This window comes from Ochrobactrum quorumnocens, from assembly GCF_002278035.1.
In the GTDB taxonomy this organism is placed as follows: Bacteria; Pseudomonadota; Alphaproteobacteria; order Rhizobiales; family Rhizobiaceae; genus Brucella; species Brucella quorumnocens.
This window is the reverse complement of sequence record NZ_CP022603.1, coordinates 451363-469131: the sequence shown is the minus strand read 5'-3', so window position 1 is coordinate 469131 and position 17769 is coordinate 451363. Positions and strand designations below refer to the sequence as shown.

The following is a 17769-nucleotide window of genomic DNA, read 5'->3' as shown; positions in this document are numbered from 1 at the left end:
AATAGTCATGAAAACTTTTCTTCGTATCATCGGCGTTCTGGTCGTTCTGGGAGTTATCGCGTTTCTGGCTTTCTTGTTCGTTCCGGTGCAGCTGACCAAGGCAACCAAAGAGCTTGCTGCTGACTGGAAGCCAGCGAAGGGTCAGGGCGAGTATGTAATGTACGCTTCCGACTGTATGGCTTGCCATACAGCGGAAGGCGGCAAGTCCTTTGCTGGTGGCCGTCAGATTGCAAGCCCGATGGGCACTATCTGGACCACCAATATCACCCCGGACAAGGAAACAGGTATCGGTGACTGGACACTCGATCAGTTTCGTGCAGCGCTTTATGACGGCATTCGTGCCGATGGAGCACATCTTTATCCGGCCATGCCATACGAAAACTACCGTAAGCTAACCGAAGAAGATGTCCGTGCGCTTTACGACTACTTCATGCATGAAGTGGAACCGGTAAAGAATGAAGTGCAGCAGACCGAACTCGGCTTCCCGTTCAACATGCGCTTCGGTATCCGCGCATGGAACTGGCTCGCTCTGAACCATAAGGCCGGGTTCACGCCTGCGGGTAAGAACGAAGTCCAGGAACGTGGCCAGTATCTTGTCGAAGGTCCGGCACACTGCGCAGCCTGCCACAGCCCACGTAACATCCTGATGGCGCAGGACGGTATTCAGGCTGGCGACAAGGCCTTCCTTACGGGTGGCGTGGTCGATGGTTGGAATGCACCTTCGTTGCGTGGCCCACAGTCGGCGCCTCAGAAATGGTCCGTCGAGGAAATGGCTTCGTATCTCGCAACCGGTCGCAATGCACATTCAACTGCAAATGGCGAAATGGGGCTTGTTGTCGAACATTCCCTTCAGCATCTGACCGATGCCGACAATCTGGCGATCGCTGCTTTCCTTAAGGGGATCGACGGTGCAGCGGTTGAAGTTCCACAGAACTTTGCCGAGAAGGTTCCGACAGCATTGCCTGCAGCTCCTGCCGATGCTGCTGGTGAAGAGACTGCAAAGATGCTGACCGAAGCCTCTCCGAATATACCAGTCGGCGCACGCCTCTACATTGACAACTGTGCAGCTTGTCACTTTGTGACGGGCAAGGGCGCTCCTGGAATCTTCCCGGAATTGGCAAACAATGATCTGGTCACGGGTTCGGAAGTAAAGCCTCTGATCTCGATCATTCTGCATGGTGCAGAAGTGCCTTCGACCGAAAAGCGTCCAATGCGTCTGGTGATGCAGGGTTATGCCGACCGCTTGTCAAATGAGGAAGTCGCAGAGCTTGCAACTTTCGTTCGTTCTGCTTGGGGCAACAAAGCAGGTGCAGTTTCCGCAACCGATGTTTCAGCGGTGCGAGATCAGCCTTCGCATTAATGAAGAAGCGAAAAGCGGCTGCATAAAAATACAGCCGCTTTTTGAATACGAGATAAAAAAACACCCCCGCAGCCAAACGCGAGGGTATTTTTGTTTGGCTCGTTTGCAATCGATTAGAGATGATCGCGCGGGATGGTCTGGTTCCATTCGCGGGTGACAACCGATTCGCCATTTTCCTTCGCCGTCAGAACGCCGGAAATATAGAAGTTTTCGGCGTCGGAATGCATCTTGGTAGTGCTATCGATATCGATCATCCAGCCTTCGCGACCCATCTGATAAGCCTGCGTCAGCACATAGGATGCTGACAGTGGATCATTGTCATTGATGCGCAGTTCGCGCTTGAGACTATGGCTCAACTGCGTGCCAAGATCGTCAAAGCGTAGCACACCTTCGCCGAACAGACCGCCAATGCCTTCCGTCACATAGAGCGTTTCGCCGGTGACGTGATCCTGCTCGGTCCAGCGGCGTACGCTGCCCGGATCGAGCTGCGTCATTGGCGTTGTAGGGCCATGCGCTGGCTTCTGGAAGACAACCTTGGCATCAATGTCGGACACTGGGCGCACTGGCAGATCGAGAACCGACGAAGCGGTGTCGAGCGTCAGCGTCACGCGCTTTGGTGAAGGCCAGACCATCGGCCAGTAGCCGGTTGCAACCGAAAGACGGATGCGGTGGCCTTGCTTGAAGCTGTAGCCGCTGTCGTTGAGCTTGATCGCGATTTCGTAAGTCTTGCCCGGTACCAGCATTTCCGGCTTGTCATGGCCGTTGATGTGGTTGAGGTTGAAGACCTGATAGCTGACGCGGGTGATGCGGCCATCCGGCAGAATATCGCTCAAGCGCAGCGAAACCTGTGCAACCGGCTGATCGACGGTAAATGTCAGACGTGCAACCGGCGCGCCTAGAATTTCGAGATCTTCGGTCAAAACAGCGGTGTCGAAGTTGAGCGAGCCGCCATCGTCAAGACGCTGATCGGTTGGATGTTCACCCGGGCAACCTGTCGCCATCCATTCGCCGCCAGCCTTACCGTGGCTGTTTGGCGAGGAGATCGAAAGCATGCCCTTGGCGGCCTCGGCCTTGCCCAACGTGAAATCTGCACCAAGCGCGAAAGGCGTGTGTACGATTTCCGTCGATGGCCAGTTCTTTTCACCGACCCAGCGGCCATTGGTGAAGTCGCGCGAGCCGGTTGGCTCGATGGTATCGCAGACATAGGCGCGCAGCTTCGGCTCGTCCATGATGCTGGTCTCTTTGCCCTTGAGCCACTGGTCCCACCAGCGCACTGCTTCCTGAAGGAAGCCGATTGCCGGACCCGGAACACCATCCTGCGGATAGACATGGCCCCATGGGCCGATAATGCCGCGTGCAGGAACCTGAAGGTTTTCAAGCAGGCGTGGGACCGCGTTGGTGTAGCTGTCGGCCCATGCGCCAATAGCGAGAACCGGGCACTGGATCGCCGACCAGTCTTCGCAGATCGAGCCATGCTTCCAATATTCATCGTAATGCTGATGTTCGAGCCAGAGGGCAGGGAAGAACGGCAGACGCTCCAGACGTTCAATCCATGCATCGCGCCAACCGGCACCCACAATCGCCGGATCAAGCGGACGCGACTGATAGGCGAGCATGATCGTGCCCCACCACAGATTGTCGTTGAGCAGCAGGCCGCCCATGTAGTGAATGTCGTCGCGGAAGCGGTCGTCGGTCGAATAGGCGGTGATGATTGCCTTCAATGCAGGCGGACGGCATGCGGCGACCTGAAGGCCGTTGAAGCCACCCCAGCTTTTGCCCATCATGCCGACATTGCCGCTGCACCATGGTTGCGCGGCAATCCAGGCGATGACTTCCAGAGCATCGTCTTGTTCCTGCTGGATATATTCATCCGCCATGTGGCCGTCGGATTCACCCGTTCCGCGCATATCAACGCGGATTGCGGCATAACCGTTCTGCGCGAAATAACCATGCATCGGCTCGTCGCGGCCGCGCGTGCCATCGCGCTTACGATATGGAATATATTCGAGCACGGCAGGAACAGGATTTTCCTCGGCGCCTTCAGGCAGCCACAGGCGCGCGCCAAGACGGGTGCCATCCTTGAGAGTGATCCACAGATGCTCGGTGATATTGACGGTCATGATCGGTTCCAATGTCTATAAAGAGAAGCCGGTGCGGCATTAGCGCCGCATCGGTAGTTTAACTGGCAGCACGTGCTTTCAGGATGTCGTCCAGCCAGTCGCGGCGCAGCTCCGGAACGGATGTGATGAGCTGCTCCGTATAGGGCTCATAAGGCGGTTCGAAGATTGCCTTTGTGGTGCCGGTTTCGACCACCTTGCCCTTCTGCATCACCATGGTGCGGTCGGCGAGCCGACGTACGACGCCAAGGTCGTGGGTAATGAAGAGATATGACACTTGCAATTCATCCTGCAATTTCCGCAGGAGTCTCAGAATTTCTTCAGCGACCAGAGGGTCGAGCGCTGAAGTCACTTCATCGCAGATGATAAGATCAGGCTTTGCCGCCAGCGCACGTGCGATACACACACGCTGCTTTTGTCCGCCTGAAAGCGCGCCGGGAAGGCGGTCTGCAAAGTCGGCAGGCAGGCCGATGAGTTCAAGCAGACGCTTGACCTCGATCTCGCGCTGATCTTCATTCATCCCGAAATAGAACTTCATCGGGCGACCGATGATTTCACCCACTGTCTGGCGTGGATTTAGTGCCACGTCAGGGAGCTGATAAACCAGCTGAATGCGGCGCAGTTCTTCACGCGAACGCTTTTTGTAGTTCGCTTCGAGCCGCTGTCCAGCAAGGGTGATGATACCGCTCGAATGCGGCGGCAGGCCTGCAATCACACGCGCAAGCGTTGATTTGCCGGAACCGGATTCACCAACAACTGCAAGGGTTTCGCCGCGACGGATGTAGCAACCCACATCGGTCAGAACGAGTTTCTTGCCATAATAGGCGGTTGCGTTTTTCACTTCGAGCAGGATTTCGCCGGTCTTGTGCTCGGCCTGTTCGCCCGAAATGCTGGCTTCACGCTCAGACACCAGACGCTGGGTATATTCCTGCTTTGGCGCTTCGAGGATTTGCTCCGCAGAACCAAGCTCGACCATCTTGCCATGACGCAAAACCATGATGCGGTCGGCAATCTGCGCCACAACCGCAAGGTCATGCGTGATGTAAAGCGCTGCGGTGTTGTAACGCTGAATGAGGCTGCGCAGGAGGGCGAGCACTTCGATCTGTGTTGTTACGTCAAGCGCAGTTGTTGGCTCGTCCAGCACCAGAATATCCGGGCGGCAAGACATGGCCATGGCGACCATGGCACGCTGCAACTGACCACCGGAAACCTGATGCGGATAGCGATCACCAAAGGTGTCGGCGTCTGGAAGCTGCAATGTATGCAGCAGTTCCAGCATCCACGCTTTAGCTTCGGCTTTGGTCATGAGGCCGTGATAGAGCGGGCCTTCCATGATCTGATCGCCAATGCGGTGTGCCGGATTAAACGAAGCCGCCGCACTTTGCGCCACATAGGCGATGCGTGCGCCGCGCGCCTTTTCACGGGTCTCGCGGGTGCGGTCCATCAACGAAATATCGTCAACGACAATGGTGCCCTCGGCGATTTTGCAGCCGCCGCGGCCATAGCCCATGGCTGCAAGTCCAATGGTGGACTTGCCTGCGCCGGATTCACCAATCAGGCCAAGCACTTCGCCGCGCTTCAGCGTCACATCGACATGATCGACAAGTGTTGCGTCATTTGGGGCTTTAACGACGAGATCGGAGATTGAAAGAACGATATCCTTGCTCATCGATCAGCTCCCTGCGTGGTCGTGCGTCCGGCCAAAAGCCAGTCAACAACGAGGTTGACGCCAACGGTGAGGATGGCAATTGCAGCCGCCGGGAACAGCGGTGCGTAGAGGCCGTAGAGAATAGCCTGCTGGTTGTCCTTCACCATGCCGCCCCAATCCGCAAATGGCGGCTGGATACCAAGGCCGAGGAACGACAGACCGGCAACGAAGAGGAAGGTAAAGCAGAAACGCAGGCCGAATTCCGCGATCAGCGGTGGCAATGTGTTCGGCAGGATTTCACGCCAGATCAGCCAGCCAAGACCTTCACCGCGAAGACGGGCGGTTTCGGCATATTCCAGCACATTGACACCCTGCGCCACGATGCGCGCCAAACGGAACACGCGGGTGGAATCGAGCAATGCGATAGTGACGATCAGAACCGGCAGCGATGAGCCGAGCGCCTGCAGGATGACGAGCGCCGAAATGAGCACCGGAATGCACATGACGGTATCGACAATGCGGGACAGAACCGTATCGACCCAGCCGCCCAAAATGGCAGCGAGGAAGCCGAGCGGCACGCCAACGCTGAACGACAGGAGTGATGCAGCCAGCGAGACGCCAATCGACATCTGCGCACCAAAAAGCAGGCGCGAGAGCATGTCGCGGCCATTCTGATCAAGGCCAAACCAGAACTGTGCCGATGGGGGATCAAACGGCGCGCCGACGATTTCTTCCTGTCCATAAGGCGCGATCAGCGGGCCAAACAGGAACATGAGAAGGCACAGGGTGACGATAGCGAGACCAACCCACGCCGTCAGGGGAATAGATTTCTTCATTGTCTTCATCGTGGGTGCCTCAGGCGCGGATTGAGCGCGATGGCAGCGACATCGGCAATGATATTGAGAATGACATAGGCCGCACCGAAGACGAGGGCCGCAGCCTGCACGAGTGGAAGGTCCCGCTTGGAAACTGCATCAACCATGAAGCGGCCAAGGCCGTTATAGTTGAACACGGCTTCGACAAGCACCACGCCAGTGATGAGGTAAGCAATGTTGAAAGCCACCACATTGACGATAGGCGCCGCCGCATTGGGTAGGGCGTGCTTGGTCACGACGCGCTTGGTCCGCAAGCCCTTGAGATATGCCGTTTCAACATAAGCCTGATCCATGACTGACAGCACGGCGGTACGGGTCATTCGCATCATCTGCGCAACGGTGACGAGAACCAGTGTCAGTGCGGGCAGGGCAGTCGCCTGAATCCATTCGAGAAACGTCATGCCTTCATAGGTGTCGGCGAGACTTGGCAGGAGGTTGAAGCGGATCGATAAAAACAGGATCAGCAACAGGCCGAGGAAATATTCAGGTAGAGAAACAAAAAACAGCGCTACGATATTGATAACACGATCAAAAATGCCGCCACGCTTTACCGCAGTGATGAGGCCGAGAAAAATAGCGATAGGAACGCTAACGACAGCGGCAAAGGCTGCAAGGGCCATCGTGTTCCAGAAACGCGGCCACAGGAGGTCGGCCACCGGCTGCTGGTTGGCAAGCGAGGTGCCAAGGTCGCCAGTAACGAAACCAGTAAGCCAAGAGAAATAGCGTGCAAGGAGTGGTTGGTTAAGACCGAGGCTTTCGCGCAGCGTGGCGAGCGCTTCCGGCGTGGCATTCTGGCCGAGGATAGCAGAGGCAACGTCACCCGGTAAAATCTGCGTGCCGGCAAAAATCAACGCCGACACGAGGAGTAGCGTGAGGGCACCAAGCCCTACACGCTTGAGGATAAGAACGAACATTATGCTTCCAGCCAGACTTTTTCCGCGAGACGCGCACCCATAAGGTTGAACATCGGATGCGTGGTCACGCCCTTGAGCTTCTTGGAGGTAGCGTCGAGATAGTCACCGAACATAGGAATAAGCGCGCCGCCATCATTGCTGATCATGGCCTGCAATTCGGCATAGATCTCTTTGCGCTTGGCCAGATCGAGCATTGCACGGGCTTCGAGCAGCTTGGCGTCAAAATCAGCGCTCTTCCAATGCGTATCGTTTTGCGAAGCGTTGGATGCATAAGCGATCGACAGGGCCTGATCAGCAGTCGGACGACCACCACGATAGGACATGCAGAATGGCGCTTTCATCCAGACATTGTCCCAATATCCGTCTGCTGGCTCACGCTTGATATCGATCTCGATGCCCGACTTGGCGGCGGCGGTGCGGAAGATAGCTGCTGCGTCGACGGCGCCAGTAAAGGCGGCATCCGAGGCGGACAGCTGAATTTTCAGCGAATCCATACCAGCCTGCTTCAAATAAAACTTGGCCTTTTCCGGATCGTAGGCACGCTGTGGCAGTGCTGCGTCGAAGAAGGGGTCAGTGCTTGGAATGGGATTGTCGTTGCCCAGTCGTCCATATCCGCGCAAGGCTGTCTTGAGCAGCTGATCGCGGTCGATGGCATGCTTGACTGCAAGACGGACATTGTTGTCGGTAAATGGCGCCTGCGTGCAATCCATCAGGAAAGAGAAATGCTGGCCACCAGAAGACTGGACGATATTGAGGTTCGGGTTGCGCTTCAACAGATCGACGGTCTTGAAGTCAAGCTGGTTGATGGCGTGGACCTGACCGGACATCATGGCGTTGGTACGGGCAGACACGTCGTTGATGACGATCACTTCAACCGCATCGACCCATGCCGAATTTGGCTTCCAGTAGCTTTCATTGCGCGTGAAACGCGAACGCACGCCTGGCTGGAAACGCTCGAAAACGAAAGGTCCGGTGCCAACCGGCTTGTTGAAATCGGTCCAGCCCTTCGGAACCACGAGGAAGTGGTAGTCAGACAGGATGTAAGGCAGATCAGCATTGCCGCTATTCAGCGTAATCTTGACTGTGCCAGCGTCAACCTTGACGACATCGGTGAATTCTGACGCCAACGAGCGCGCACCGGATGTGGTTTCGCCGCGATGCAGGTTGATCGAATAGATGATGTCATCGGCATCAAGCGTCTTGCCATTGTGGAAAGTCACGCCCTGACGAACCTTGAAGGTCCATTCCTTGGCGTCGGCAGATGGCTCCCAGCTTTCAAACAGCTCAGGCACAGCCTTGTTGTTGGCGTCGATTTCGACGAGGCCGTTCATCAGCATGTAAGCCTGATTGACCGGAACCCAATCCTTCAGAAGGCGCGGATCGAAATTGTCGGTGGTGGAGCCGCCGCCAATGCCGAGCTTAAGAACTCCGCCTTTCTGTGGGGTGCCCTCCGTTGCGGCGGCTGCCGGCGAGGTGTTCAGGCCGCTCATGCCGGTGACGGCGAGGAGGCCAAAACCTGCGGCGCCTGTCATGAAGGTGCGGCGGGAGAGGTTAAAATCGTTTCGGTGCTCAGTCATGCGTTACCCCTATTGAAGTCTTAGCTTGTATTTTATGCATAGCTAATTCGATTTTGCGGGTTGGACTAGCCCACACATCCCTCCGTTTTCAAGGGTTCTAGGTGGTTTTTCTGGTATGACTTTTATGCATACCCCCATGCCAAATGTCCTCTTGGCTTTTACGCGAACAGGAATAAAGGAGCACTCCACAGTGACCTGCGGGGGCATATTCTTCTGTAAAAGAAGCGGCTTCTGCGATTGAATTCTTGCTGATCGTGGAGATCAAAATGGGTTTGCCGGATATCGTTGGCTTGTTGGGCGCAGTCTTTTATCTTTCTGCTTATGCCCTGATTCAGCTGCGGATTTACACGGTGGACGATGCCATCATCACGGTGCTCAATATCCTGGGCGGTATAGCGCTAATCTATTCACTTTCGTGGAACTTCAATCTGGGTTCCATCATCACGCAAATCGCGTGGCTTGTCTTTACAATTGTTGGCTATGTGCGTTTCCGCGTGATAGCGCGCCGCCGCGCAGCTATTGTACCTGCCGAATAAGTATCATCATCTTTATGTGATCGAATCTGCTCCGTTGCTGGTTATCAGCCAATCGGACACTTCACGCACAATTTTACGCTGATGGCGGTCGGCTGGCCGCATCAGATAGAAATAGGCGTCGGATCGCATCATGTGTTCGTGGACAGGTACAAGCGTACCTGCTGCAAGCTGCTCCTTGATGAGCCATGTCCAGCCAAGCGTAATTCCTATACCTTGTGTAGCCGCTGCAACGCAGAGGCCATAGTCACCTAGCCGCCATTCAAGTGCGCCGGGAGGAGGAGAGAGGCGGGCATCCTGCCACCATTCTGGCCAACCTTGCCATTCGCGCATTGTATCTTCTATTGAAAGAAGAACAGGTGTTTCCTGCTCCATAATACTGGCTGTGCCGGGCGCTGAAACCGGAACGACTTCTTCACGTCCGAGCACTGTGAGGTTCACTCCAATGGGGCGTTCTTTGCGATAGAAAAGGGCTAGGTCAAATTCGTCCAGACGTAAATGCGCCACATCGTCGGTTACGCGCAGCCGGATTTCGATACCGGGAATTTCTGCTTTAAGCATTCCTACACGCGACAGGAACCATTGATCGGCAATCCCACGTGAGCAGGCTATGGTGATCTGTCGAGGGCCGGTCCATGCACGCAGACCGTCGGTGACTGCGGTCAAATCACCAAGCAAACGGCTGACATCGGAGGCGTAGCTTTCACCCATAGTGGTCAGCTGAACGCCGACGGGGAGGCGATTGAACAGCTTCGAGCCGATAAAGGCTTCCAGCTTGCCAATCTGACGACTGACAGCACTCTGAGTAAGGCCGAGTTCCAGACCCGCGCGCGAAAAGCTGCCAAGACGCGCAGCACTGTCGAACACAACGAGCGCGTTAAGCGGCGGCATAGATTGGCGTCCACCTGCCATGAAAATTCTCCAGAAGAATGAGGCTGTTGTTAATGCGATCTCGCCTCCACTGCAAGATCGCTCAACATGCGCGAATGCGCCCTTTTTTGATTTCTTCCATTTTGGAAGAAGTTCAATTCGGAACGACTATCTAATCATTTCACAAACTTTTCGGCATGGTCACGCTGAACCAGCATTCGTTAAAAACGAGGTCTATCGTGATCGATAATCGTACTGCCCCTTATGCAATTTTCCTTCTTCGTCTCGCACTAGGCATTCTTTTCCTTGCCCATGCTGGACTGAAAATATTTGTATTCACACCTGCAGGAACTGCAGCATTCTTTGGTTCGCTCGGTCTGCCGGGCTGGTTTGCCTATGTCACCATTCTCTGGGAAGTGGTTGGTGCAGTCGCGCTGATTATCGGCATTTATCTACGTGTTGCAGCCGTTGCTCTGATCCCGATCCTTCTGGGTGCAATTTTTACGGTTCACGGCGCTGCCGGGTTCTTCTTCACCAATACTAATGGCGGTTGGGAGTTTCCCGCATTCTGGATCGTGGGCGTTCTCGTCGTAGCACTGGCCGGCAATGGCGCCTATACTATCAAGCCTGCTGCGTCTGGCCGGTGAACAGTAGATAGCCGTTTAACGAATTCTCGCGGGGCAGGGTGTCTCTCCGCGTAGCTTACCTGATTACGAGGAAAGCGCTATGCTGGTAGATGGGAAGTGGACGGAGGACTGGCAGCCGGTCCAAGCCAAGGACGAAAAAGGCGGCTTCGTGCGCCAGATTTCAGGCTTTCGAAACTGGGTAACGCCTGATGGCAGGGCGGGGCCGACAGGCGAGGCGGGTTTTAAGGCGGAAGCCGGTCGTTACCATTTATATGTTGCTTATATCTGTCCGTGGGCCTCGCGCACGTTGATCGGACGTAAACTTAAGAGACTTGAAGATGTTATCTCTGTATCTGTGGTGGAACCTGCTCTGACCAATCAAGGTTGGCGGTTTGGCGATTATCCCGGTGCAGATCGTGATATCGTCAACGGCGCGACCTACATGCATGAAATCTATACGAAAGCCGATCCGCATTATACTGGCCGTGCAACCGTACCTGTGCTGTGGGACAAGCATAAGCAGACCATCGTCAACAATGAGTCTGCTGATATTTTGCGTATGCTCAATTCAGGTTTTGGCAACCTAGCTCGATCTGATTTCGATCTTTATCCAGAAGCATTGCGTTCAGAGATCGACGCGTTGAATGAACGTATTTACCCACGCCTCAATAATGGTGTTTATCGGGCCGGTTTTGCCACGACACAAATTGCGTATGACGAAGCTTTCCTCGACGTATTCGGTATGATGTTTGAGTTGGAAAACAGGCTCACCGACCATGGTCCGTTCTTGTTTGGCGATAGTCTGACAGAAACAGATATCAGGCTGTTTGTAACTCTCGTTCGCTTCGACGCTGCATACCATGGCTTGTTCAAATGCAATCTTCGCCAACTTAAGGATTGTCCGGGCCTGAGCGCATGGCTATTGCGTGTTTTAGAAATTCCGGGTGTCTGCGAAACAGTCAATATCGACCACATTAAACGTGGCTATTATTCAATCAAGACATTGAACCCGACAGGTATTGTACCGCTTGGCCCTGATTTACCCGGGATACTCAGTGTTCAAATCTAAACGATTGCTTTAATTATTTCCATATTCTGGCTATTTTACGCAAAACACGCGTAAAAATAGCCAAAATGGAAACAGTCAATGGATCGGCTTGATAGTGAACGGATGTTTGTTGCCGTACTGGATACGGGCAGCTTTTCTGCGGCCGCTCAGCGCCTCGGCACAAGCAGCGGGCAGGCCTCCAAGCTCATATCCAAGCTTGAGGCTGCTCTGGGCGTTCAACTCATAAAAAGGACCACCAGAGCGCTTTCTCCGACCGAGGTCGGGTACGCATATTATGAGCGGATCAAAGGGTTGTTACATGATTTTGATGCGCTGGATGCATCTGTGCGTAATGCATCTGGTGCGCCGAGTGGGCGAATAAGGCTTACCGCGCCCATGTCTTTCGGAACGCTACAGCTGACACCGGTGCTGCTTGCATTTGCCAAATCATTTCCAGAGATTCAAATAGACGTCAATTTTTCCGACCGTATCGTCAACCTCGTGGATGAAGGCTTTGATATTGGGGTCCGGATAGGTAAACCGCTGGATAGCACTCTCATCGCAAGGCGATTGTGCGATGCCCGCGTCGTACTCGTGGCCGCGCCGGGTTATATTCGTGAGCAGGGCGCACCGCAGCATCCACGCGATCTATCCAGACATAATTGTATCGTCGATACGAATTTCCGCGAGCCGTTTGTTTGGCGCTTTGTACCGTCGTCAGATGGTGAAACGCAATCTGTCAGCATTTCAGGGCGGCTTCAGTTTTCAAATGGTGAAGCCTGTCTGCAAGCTGCGAGCGCTGGATTGGGGATTGCACACGTACCCACTTTTATAGCCGGTCCATTCATTCGTGATGGTGAGGTGCAACGGTTGCTCGGTGAGTTTGAAGACAGACCACTTGGTATCTATGCGGTTTATCCGCCAGCCCGGCATCTGGCTATAAAGGTCAGAGCGCTGGTCGATTATCTGGCCGATAACTTCCGTGGGGAACCAGCATGGGATCGCGGCTGGAACTCACATCTCTCGTAGATTTCAAGGGATATTCTGGAAGTCTTATTTCTCGTTGAATCGATACCATCCGCGAAAGACCCTTACAAAGTGTGCATGATGGTCTCTTCCAGAAGTGGCGGCGTTACTACTTAGATAGACCTTTAAATGAGCCAGGCGCGTCAAAGGTAAATACTCAGCTAGGCATGCAGCACTAAACGGCTCCATCACAATATTTTCCATTCGCACGATGCGATGAATTACTGAGTATATTTGGCCATCTTTGGCTAATCGCTCCTGGCTGATGCGCTTTTGGGGAACTGCAAAGTTTCGTGTCTCATTCGTCATGAGCTCGTTCCAATCCATGTCTTATCTAGGCCGAATACGCATGATCGGTTGGCTTGATAGCTTTTGTAAAACAGTAAACCCAGCTTCATTTTCCAGAAGTTGAATTGCAGCGTCCGCGACAGCCGTTATGCACGAACGCGGCATTATTTCTCACTGCGTTTGCTCGTTATGGACGTGACGCGCGATGAACGTGAGCGGGAAAAACCACCGCATGAACGCCTTAAGATATTGGCCAGTTTCGTCCAATCTTTTGATGGTGCTGTCATTTGATGATGAGCCTTTTTCAGTTCACCTTTACTGGCAGCGTGCTTCTCGTCGTGTTGTGGATTGATGGGCAAAGCTCGCTCTGTAGTGTTGTTGATATTTTCTGCTGCCATGATGCCTCCTGGTGATCTGTTTAACGCTTTCGTGAAGTGCGATCCGAACAATGAGAAAAAGTCTTCGGAAATGCAGTTCGCTAAAACAATCTATTAGAACGCTCTGACGAGCGCGCTGCCGGTATTAGTCAAAGGAATATCGAACATGTGGCGACTGCTGCGGCAGCATCGATAAAAGACCTGCCAACAGCAGGTTTTACCTGTTCTAATTTGTTCATAGGTGGATCCGATATTCCGGGATTGGATACACCAAATTATGTATTAGTATTCCACCATACTACCTTTAGTCGTAAATCGCGCATGAATTCGTGGGCGAAATGATCTATGTATCGTTGAATAAAGTGAAACGGGGAGAAAAAGCCCGTTATTACAACCGATAAGCCATTGGTATCATTCATAAGTAGCATCAGAATGCTGAAACCAACTGGCTGCAAAAAAATGTGGCAGCCATGTTGAATTGTCACATCTGCTGCAAAGTTAAAAATGTCACTTTGATTTCTTTGCGGGCACGTCGACCAGCCCCGCTCTGTCCGGCTAGTCGGGGTTGCAAGGGCAGAGCGGGGCGGATGGTTTGGCTTTCTCGGCTTTTGCTTTGGGCCTATCGGATAGGCCCAGTCGGCCTCGAACTGAGCGGGCCACGCTTCATCTGAGCTTATAATAGAAACTTGCCAAGGGCATCCCGAGTTTCTTCGTTCTGCGACATCACAGTTCCTCACATCGATCGATGGCCCATGCGACATTTTCCACTGTGCCGCGAAGGGCATTCTCAAAGACTTCTTCCAGCCTGATCCGGAGCTGGTAGCATCGGAGCCTTTTGGTATGGCGAAGACGATCGGTACAGTGGGCTTCGAAGAAGCGAGCCTGTTTTTCCATGCACTCCAGCCAGTTGCGCCAGAACAAGATATTGGCGACATCATAGAGTTTTTGGAAAAGCTATCCCAAGTGCATCATGCCGTTGGTGAGGCTATCTGATTATGCTGCTTCCTGCAAAAGGGAGGCGAACACTTCAGCGGGTGTCTTGAATCCAAGACACTTGCGCGGGGTTGCGTTGAGATCATGGGCGAGGGCAGTCAACTGCGCCTGGTTGACCTGCGTCAGGTCAGTGTTGCTGGGCAAATAACGTCGAATGCGCTTGTTGATGTTCTCAATAGCACCTTTTTGCCATGGCGAGTTTGGATCGCAAAACCAGCTTCTGGCCCCCATTCCATCCTCCAAAGCCCTATACCCCATAAACTCGGAACCGCGATCAAAGGTAAAACTGCGGCGTGCGTGATAAGGCAGTGTAGCAAAGGCCTGAATGATTTTGTTCATGATAGGCTTTGAGTGCCGACTGTTGTTTTTGATGATGACGCAATAACGACTTTTGCGTTCAACAAGCGTCATGACATTGGCTTCTCCCAGGTCACGATCAAAGATAATCAAATCACCTTCCCAGTTGCCGAATTGCAGACGATTGCCAATAAAATCAGGGCGTTGATGAATGCGAAACGCTTCTGGAATACGGGAACTGCGCGATCGTCTGGTGCCGCGTGGGCAGCGTTTTGTTCGCATCTCGGCAAGGTGTTCAAACAGCTTCAGCCCATATTCTTCCTTTGAGTAAATGAAGCGATAAATCGTTTCCGCACACAGTCGTATCGCGCTCAGACCATGGCGAACCAGTCGGCCGCAGATCTGCTCTGGCGACCAATGGGCTTCCAATTGTTCAATGACAAACTTGCGCAGCTCTGGGTAACGTCTGAGCTTGCGCAACCGTGTTCTGCGGTCTTTGCTGATATTGTCGGCAACAACGCTGTGATAGCCATTATAGTCTGGTATCTCAGTGTCCCGAAAGCTGTTACGCTTGATCTCGCGATAGATCGTCGAGCGATGACGACCCATCAGCCGCGCAATGTCGCCGAGAGGGACTTTGAGCTGTTTAAGTTCGAAAAGACGGCGACGTTCACGCAAAGTGATCTGTGAATAGCAATTCGACATCCAATTTCCTCCATGGCTAACCTCATGAATTCATTGACATGTTGCAGTTTAAAATAGAATGTACCCCCCTACATGTCGTGTCAAAGCTGATTAGAGATGCGACACCGGTGGCCAGATAGAAATGCGACACTTCTTGATGAAGGACGCAGCGCCAAGCCCCCGATCTGACCGGCTGGTCAGGGTTGCAAGGGCAGATCGGGGGCGGATAAGGGAACGCCTCTTCGGGCTTTAGCTTTCCTCCGAGATCACCGCCTCAGCGGTGCTCAAATGAGAGCGTTGGATATGGAGCCATTGTTCCGGGAACGGCTGGTAATCCTCAGAATGCTCCGTCTTGTATTCGCCCCACCCTTGATATTTCCAATATCTGGTCATCACGTCAAAATGGCTGTGCCCACTCAAAGTCCCGACGCGAATTGCCCCTTCGTTGAGAAGTGATCGAAATCCGTCCCCCATAGGGCCAGCTTGGCAAAGCCCAGGGAGCATTTGGCCATCAGGTTCGGGATCAAGCCATAACTCAAAGATTAGCTCTTCTTTCATGGAGTGAGTATACGAAAAATGTTCGGGCTCTCCAGTATATAATGCCCGCGTTGGTCAACCTCATTTCCCAGCTTCTATTCGCGCCAGCGCCTTCTCACGTCTGGCAATGACCTCCGGATCGTTCATGAAATCGGTCCTGCGTCCCGGCTTGCGCCCACGTTTCTGATAACCATTACCGACGCTGCCATCGCGTATGCCAAACATATGGTTTGTCTGACCTGTTCGGCGCGGGCCGCTCCGTTTCTCTTCGCGTCCAGCTTGCATCTCGGCGACAATTGACAGCATGTCGTCCAGCCGCTTGTTATCGACAACCTCCGCACGATGCACCGAGCGCAACGTGTCGAAGGTTCTGTAGGGCAGGGAAAAGCTCTCGTGCATGATCTCGAGCCGGCCGTCCGGATAATCGCAGACGATCACCTTCTGGCCCGCCAATGGCCTGGAAATCTCGGTCGGGTCGAGAATGAACAGCACCTTGTCGTAGCGCAGCGTCAATGACTGCGAAAGGGTGCGGACTTCCTTGCGGCACATGGCGCCATCAAGGTTCTCATGCTCGGCCAGTGGCCGGTGCATGTCCTTCGGATTGCGTGGTTGCTTGCCGAAGCGAGTGTTGAAATCCATAATGAACTCAGTGGCATAGGCATTGGCGGCCTCGATCGTGTCGATGCCGCGCAGCCGCATCTCCTTGACCAGCCGATCCTGCAGCGTCTGGTTGGCACGTTCCACACGGCCTTTGGCCTGTGGGGTGTTGGCACAGATGATGTCGATGTTCAGCTCGTAAAGCGCCCGGCCGAACTGCGTCAGACCGCTCGTCCGGTCTTTCTTCGACGCATGGAGCGAGCGGAAAACGCCGTGCTTGTCGCTATAGAAAGCCAGCGGCTTGCCCCATTGCTGCAGATAAGCCTTCGTCGCATGCAGATAGTCGAACGTATTTTCCGATCCGGCAAAGCGAAGATGCAAGAGCTTGCCGGTGGCGTCATCGATGTAGACGAGCAGGGCGCATTTGGGGCCGCGGTTCTCGAACCACCAGTGATGCGAGCCGTCGATCTGCACCAGTTCGCCAAAGCAGTCGCGCCGGCCGCGTGGCTGGAAAACCCGTTTCTTGCGTTCCCGGCGCGAGATCCAGATGCCGGCCTCGGTCATCCATTGCCGCAGCGTCTCCTTGGCAACAGAGATCCGGTGCAGTTCGATCAGCTTCTCGCGCGCCAGCGTCGGACCGAAATCCAGATAGCGTTCGCGGATCAGGTCCAGCGCCGTATTACGGAAATCCTCGCTGTGACGCCGGTTGCTCGGACGCGATCGCTTCTTGGAAACGAGGCCAGCTGGACCATCCCGGTCATAGGCTTGCAGCAGCCTGTGAACCTGACTTCGACTGAGGCCAAGCAGCTCAGCCGCCTGGACAACACTCAGGCGTAGATCACGGATCTTCTGGACGACTTCGAGGCGATGCAATTCTTTCTGCGACATGGTGATCAAACAGGGCATGACGACTCCAACCGCTCATGGTCTCAACCAGACTGAAGATCGTCATCCTTGCCTCCAACGTTGACATTGACCAGCACCTCAAGAGGCGACACGTCGCATCTCTAACTGGCCCAACTGTCGCATTACTAAATAGCCCCTACATGTCGCGATCACATAACGTATGTTATGGAACAATGATGCACATATAGCCAGCGCCTTATTGGGATGACCCATCTGAAACGAATTTAATATGATGCCCTGATGATCCGGCAAACTCGGCTTATAATCAGTGTTTTCCGGGACCCGAAGTCGATGATCAAAATTTAGGCGAATCGTATGTCTCAAACTGGATGAAACTGCCTCCAGCGGCAGCGCGAAAGTGCCGTAAAATAAGGAGTTTTCGTGATCTCTTAGCGTCTTGTACTAAGCATAACCCTTTCGTTTAACAGCTACTGCGTACCAGATTTTTTCCTTCTAGATTAGCTTTGCTGCAGTAAATCCACCAACTAATTCAATG

Annotated in this window: 16 protein-coding genes; 6 read left to right on the top strand and 10 right to left on the bottom strand. The window is 53.8% G+C overall.

The window, feature by feature from the left end; translation table 11 throughout:
• The first annotated feature begins 7 nt into the window (after positions 1 to 7).
• Positions 8 to 1360, top strand: coding sequence for a cytochrome c (locus CES85_RS02300; protein WP_095444454.1), 1353 nt, complete (start codon positions 8 to 10; stop codon positions 1358 to 1360).
• A 113-nt stretch (positions 1361 to 1473) separates the two neighbouring features.
• Here CES85_RS02300 and CES85_RS02295 read toward each other — a convergent pair whose 3' ends face one another.
• Genes CES85_RS02295 through CES85_RS02275 form a run of 5 tightly spaced genes read right to left on the bottom strand, consistent with a single transcriptional unit; the run spans position 1474 to position 8491 of the window.
• The gene (locus CES85_RS02295; protein WP_095444453.1) at positions 1474 to 3480 is read right to left on the bottom strand and encodes a CocE/NonD family hydrolase; all 2007 of its coding nucleotides are present in this window, start codon (positions 3478 to 3480) and stop codon (positions 1474 to 1476) included.
• Between the two features lie 58 nt (positions 3481 to 3538).
• Entirely contained in the window at positions 3539 to 5146 is a 1608-nt protein-coding gene (locus CES85_RS02290) for an ABC transporter ATP-binding protein (protein WP_095444452.1), read from the bottom strand.
• Positions 5143 to 5961: an ABC transporter permease gene (locus CES85_RS02285; protein WP_434063352.1), complete on the bottom strand. Its 819-nt coding sequence runs from the start codon at positions 5959 to 5961 to the stop codon at positions 5143 to 5145. Before CES85_RS02285 ends, CES85_RS02290 begins: the two co-directional genes overlap by 4 nt.
• A 5-nt stretch (positions 5962 to 5966) precedes the next feature.
• Positions 5967 to 6914, bottom strand: coding sequence for an ABC transporter permease (locus CES85_RS02280; RefSeq protein WP_095444450.1), 948 nt, complete (start codon positions 6912 to 6914; stop codon positions 5967 to 5969).
• Entirely contained in the window at positions 6914 to 8491 is a 1578-nt protein-coding gene (locus CES85_RS02275) for an ABC transporter substrate-binding protein (RefSeq protein WP_095444449.1), read from the bottom strand. The genes CES85_RS02280 and CES85_RS02275 overlap by 1 nt, the downstream gene beginning before the upstream one ends.
• 266 nt (positions 8492 to 8757) lie before the next feature.
• Here CES85_RS02275 and CES85_RS02270 point away from each other — a divergent pair, with 266 nt between their 5' ends.
• Positions 8758 to 9027, top strand: a complete 270-nt coding sequence (locus tag CES85_RS02270; RefSeq protein WP_095444448.1) for a CBU_0592 family membrane protein — start codon at positions 8758 to 8760, stop codon at positions 9025 to 9027.
• Positions 9028 to 9039: 12 nt separating this feature from the next.
• On the opposite strand, the gene CES85_RS02265 is transcribed toward CES85_RS02270, so the two are convergent.
• The gene (locus CES85_RS02265) at positions 9040 to 9936 is read right to left on the bottom strand and encodes a LysR substrate-binding domain-containing protein (protein ID WP_095444447.1); all 897 of its coding nucleotides are present in this window, start codon (positions 9934 to 9936) and stop codon (positions 9040 to 9042) included.
• Between the two features lie 197 nt (positions 9937 to 10133).
• Between CES85_RS02265 and CES85_RS02260 the strand changes: the two genes are divergently transcribed.
• The 3 genes from CES85_RS02260 to CES85_RS02250 all read left to right on the top strand — a co-directional run bounded on the left by CES85_RS02260 (position 10134) and on the right by CES85_RS02250 (position 12597).
• Positions 10134 to 10541, top strand: a complete 408-nt coding sequence (locus CES85_RS02260) for a DoxX family protein (RefSeq protein WP_095445662.1) — start codon at positions 10134 to 10136, stop codon at positions 10539 to 10541.
• A gap of 79 nt (positions 10542 to 10620) precedes the next feature.
• Entirely contained in the window at positions 10621 to 11589 is a 969-nt protein-coding gene (locus tag CES85_RS02255) for a glutathione S-transferase family protein (RefSeq protein ID WP_095444446.1), read from the top strand.
• A 78-nt stretch (positions 11590 to 11667) separates the two neighbouring features.
• Positions 11668 to 12597: a LysR family transcriptional regulator gene (locus CES85_RS02250; RefSeq protein WP_095444445.1), complete on the top strand. Its 930-nt coding sequence runs from the start codon at positions 11668 to 11670 to the stop codon at positions 12595 to 12597.
• A gap of 24 nt (positions 12598 to 12621) precedes the next feature.
• On the opposite strand, the gene CES85_RS02245 is transcribed toward CES85_RS02250, so the two are convergent.
• Positions 12622 to 12903 (bottom strand): hypothetical protein, encoded by a 282-nt coding sequence (locus CES85_RS02245; protein ID WP_095444444.1) that lies wholly within the window; start codon positions 12901 to 12903, stop codon positions 12622 to 12624.
• A 143-nt stretch (positions 12904 to 13046) separates the two neighbouring features.
• Positions 13047 to 13280, bottom strand: a complete 234-nt coding sequence (locus CES85_RS02240; RefSeq protein WP_095444443.1) for a hypothetical protein — start codon at positions 13278 to 13280, stop codon at positions 13047 to 13049.
• Positions 13281 to 14099: 819 nt separating this feature from the next.
• Between CES85_RS02240 and CES85_RS27040 the strand changes: the two genes are divergently transcribed.
• Complete coding sequence (locus CES85_RS27040; protein ID WP_157743391.1) at positions 14100 to 14252, top strand: hypothetical protein; 153 nt, start codon at positions 14100 to 14102, stop codon at positions 14250 to 14252.
• Here CES85_RS27040 and CES85_RS02230 read toward each other — a convergent pair whose 3' ends face one another.
• On the bottom strand, positions 14253 to 15254 hold the full coding sequence (locus tag CES85_RS02230; RefSeq protein ID WP_095444441.1) for an IS30 family transposase: 1002 nt from the start codon (positions 15252 to 15254) through the stop codon (positions 14253 to 14255). It lies immediately after the preceding gene.
• A gap of 597 nt (positions 15255 to 15851) precedes the next feature.
• A complete protein-coding gene (locus CES85_RS02220; protein WP_095444439.1) occupies positions 15852 to 17273 on the bottom strand; it encodes an ISNCY family transposase in 1422 nt (473 codons plus the stop codon).
• Positions 17274 to 17769 lie beyond the last annotated feature (496 nt).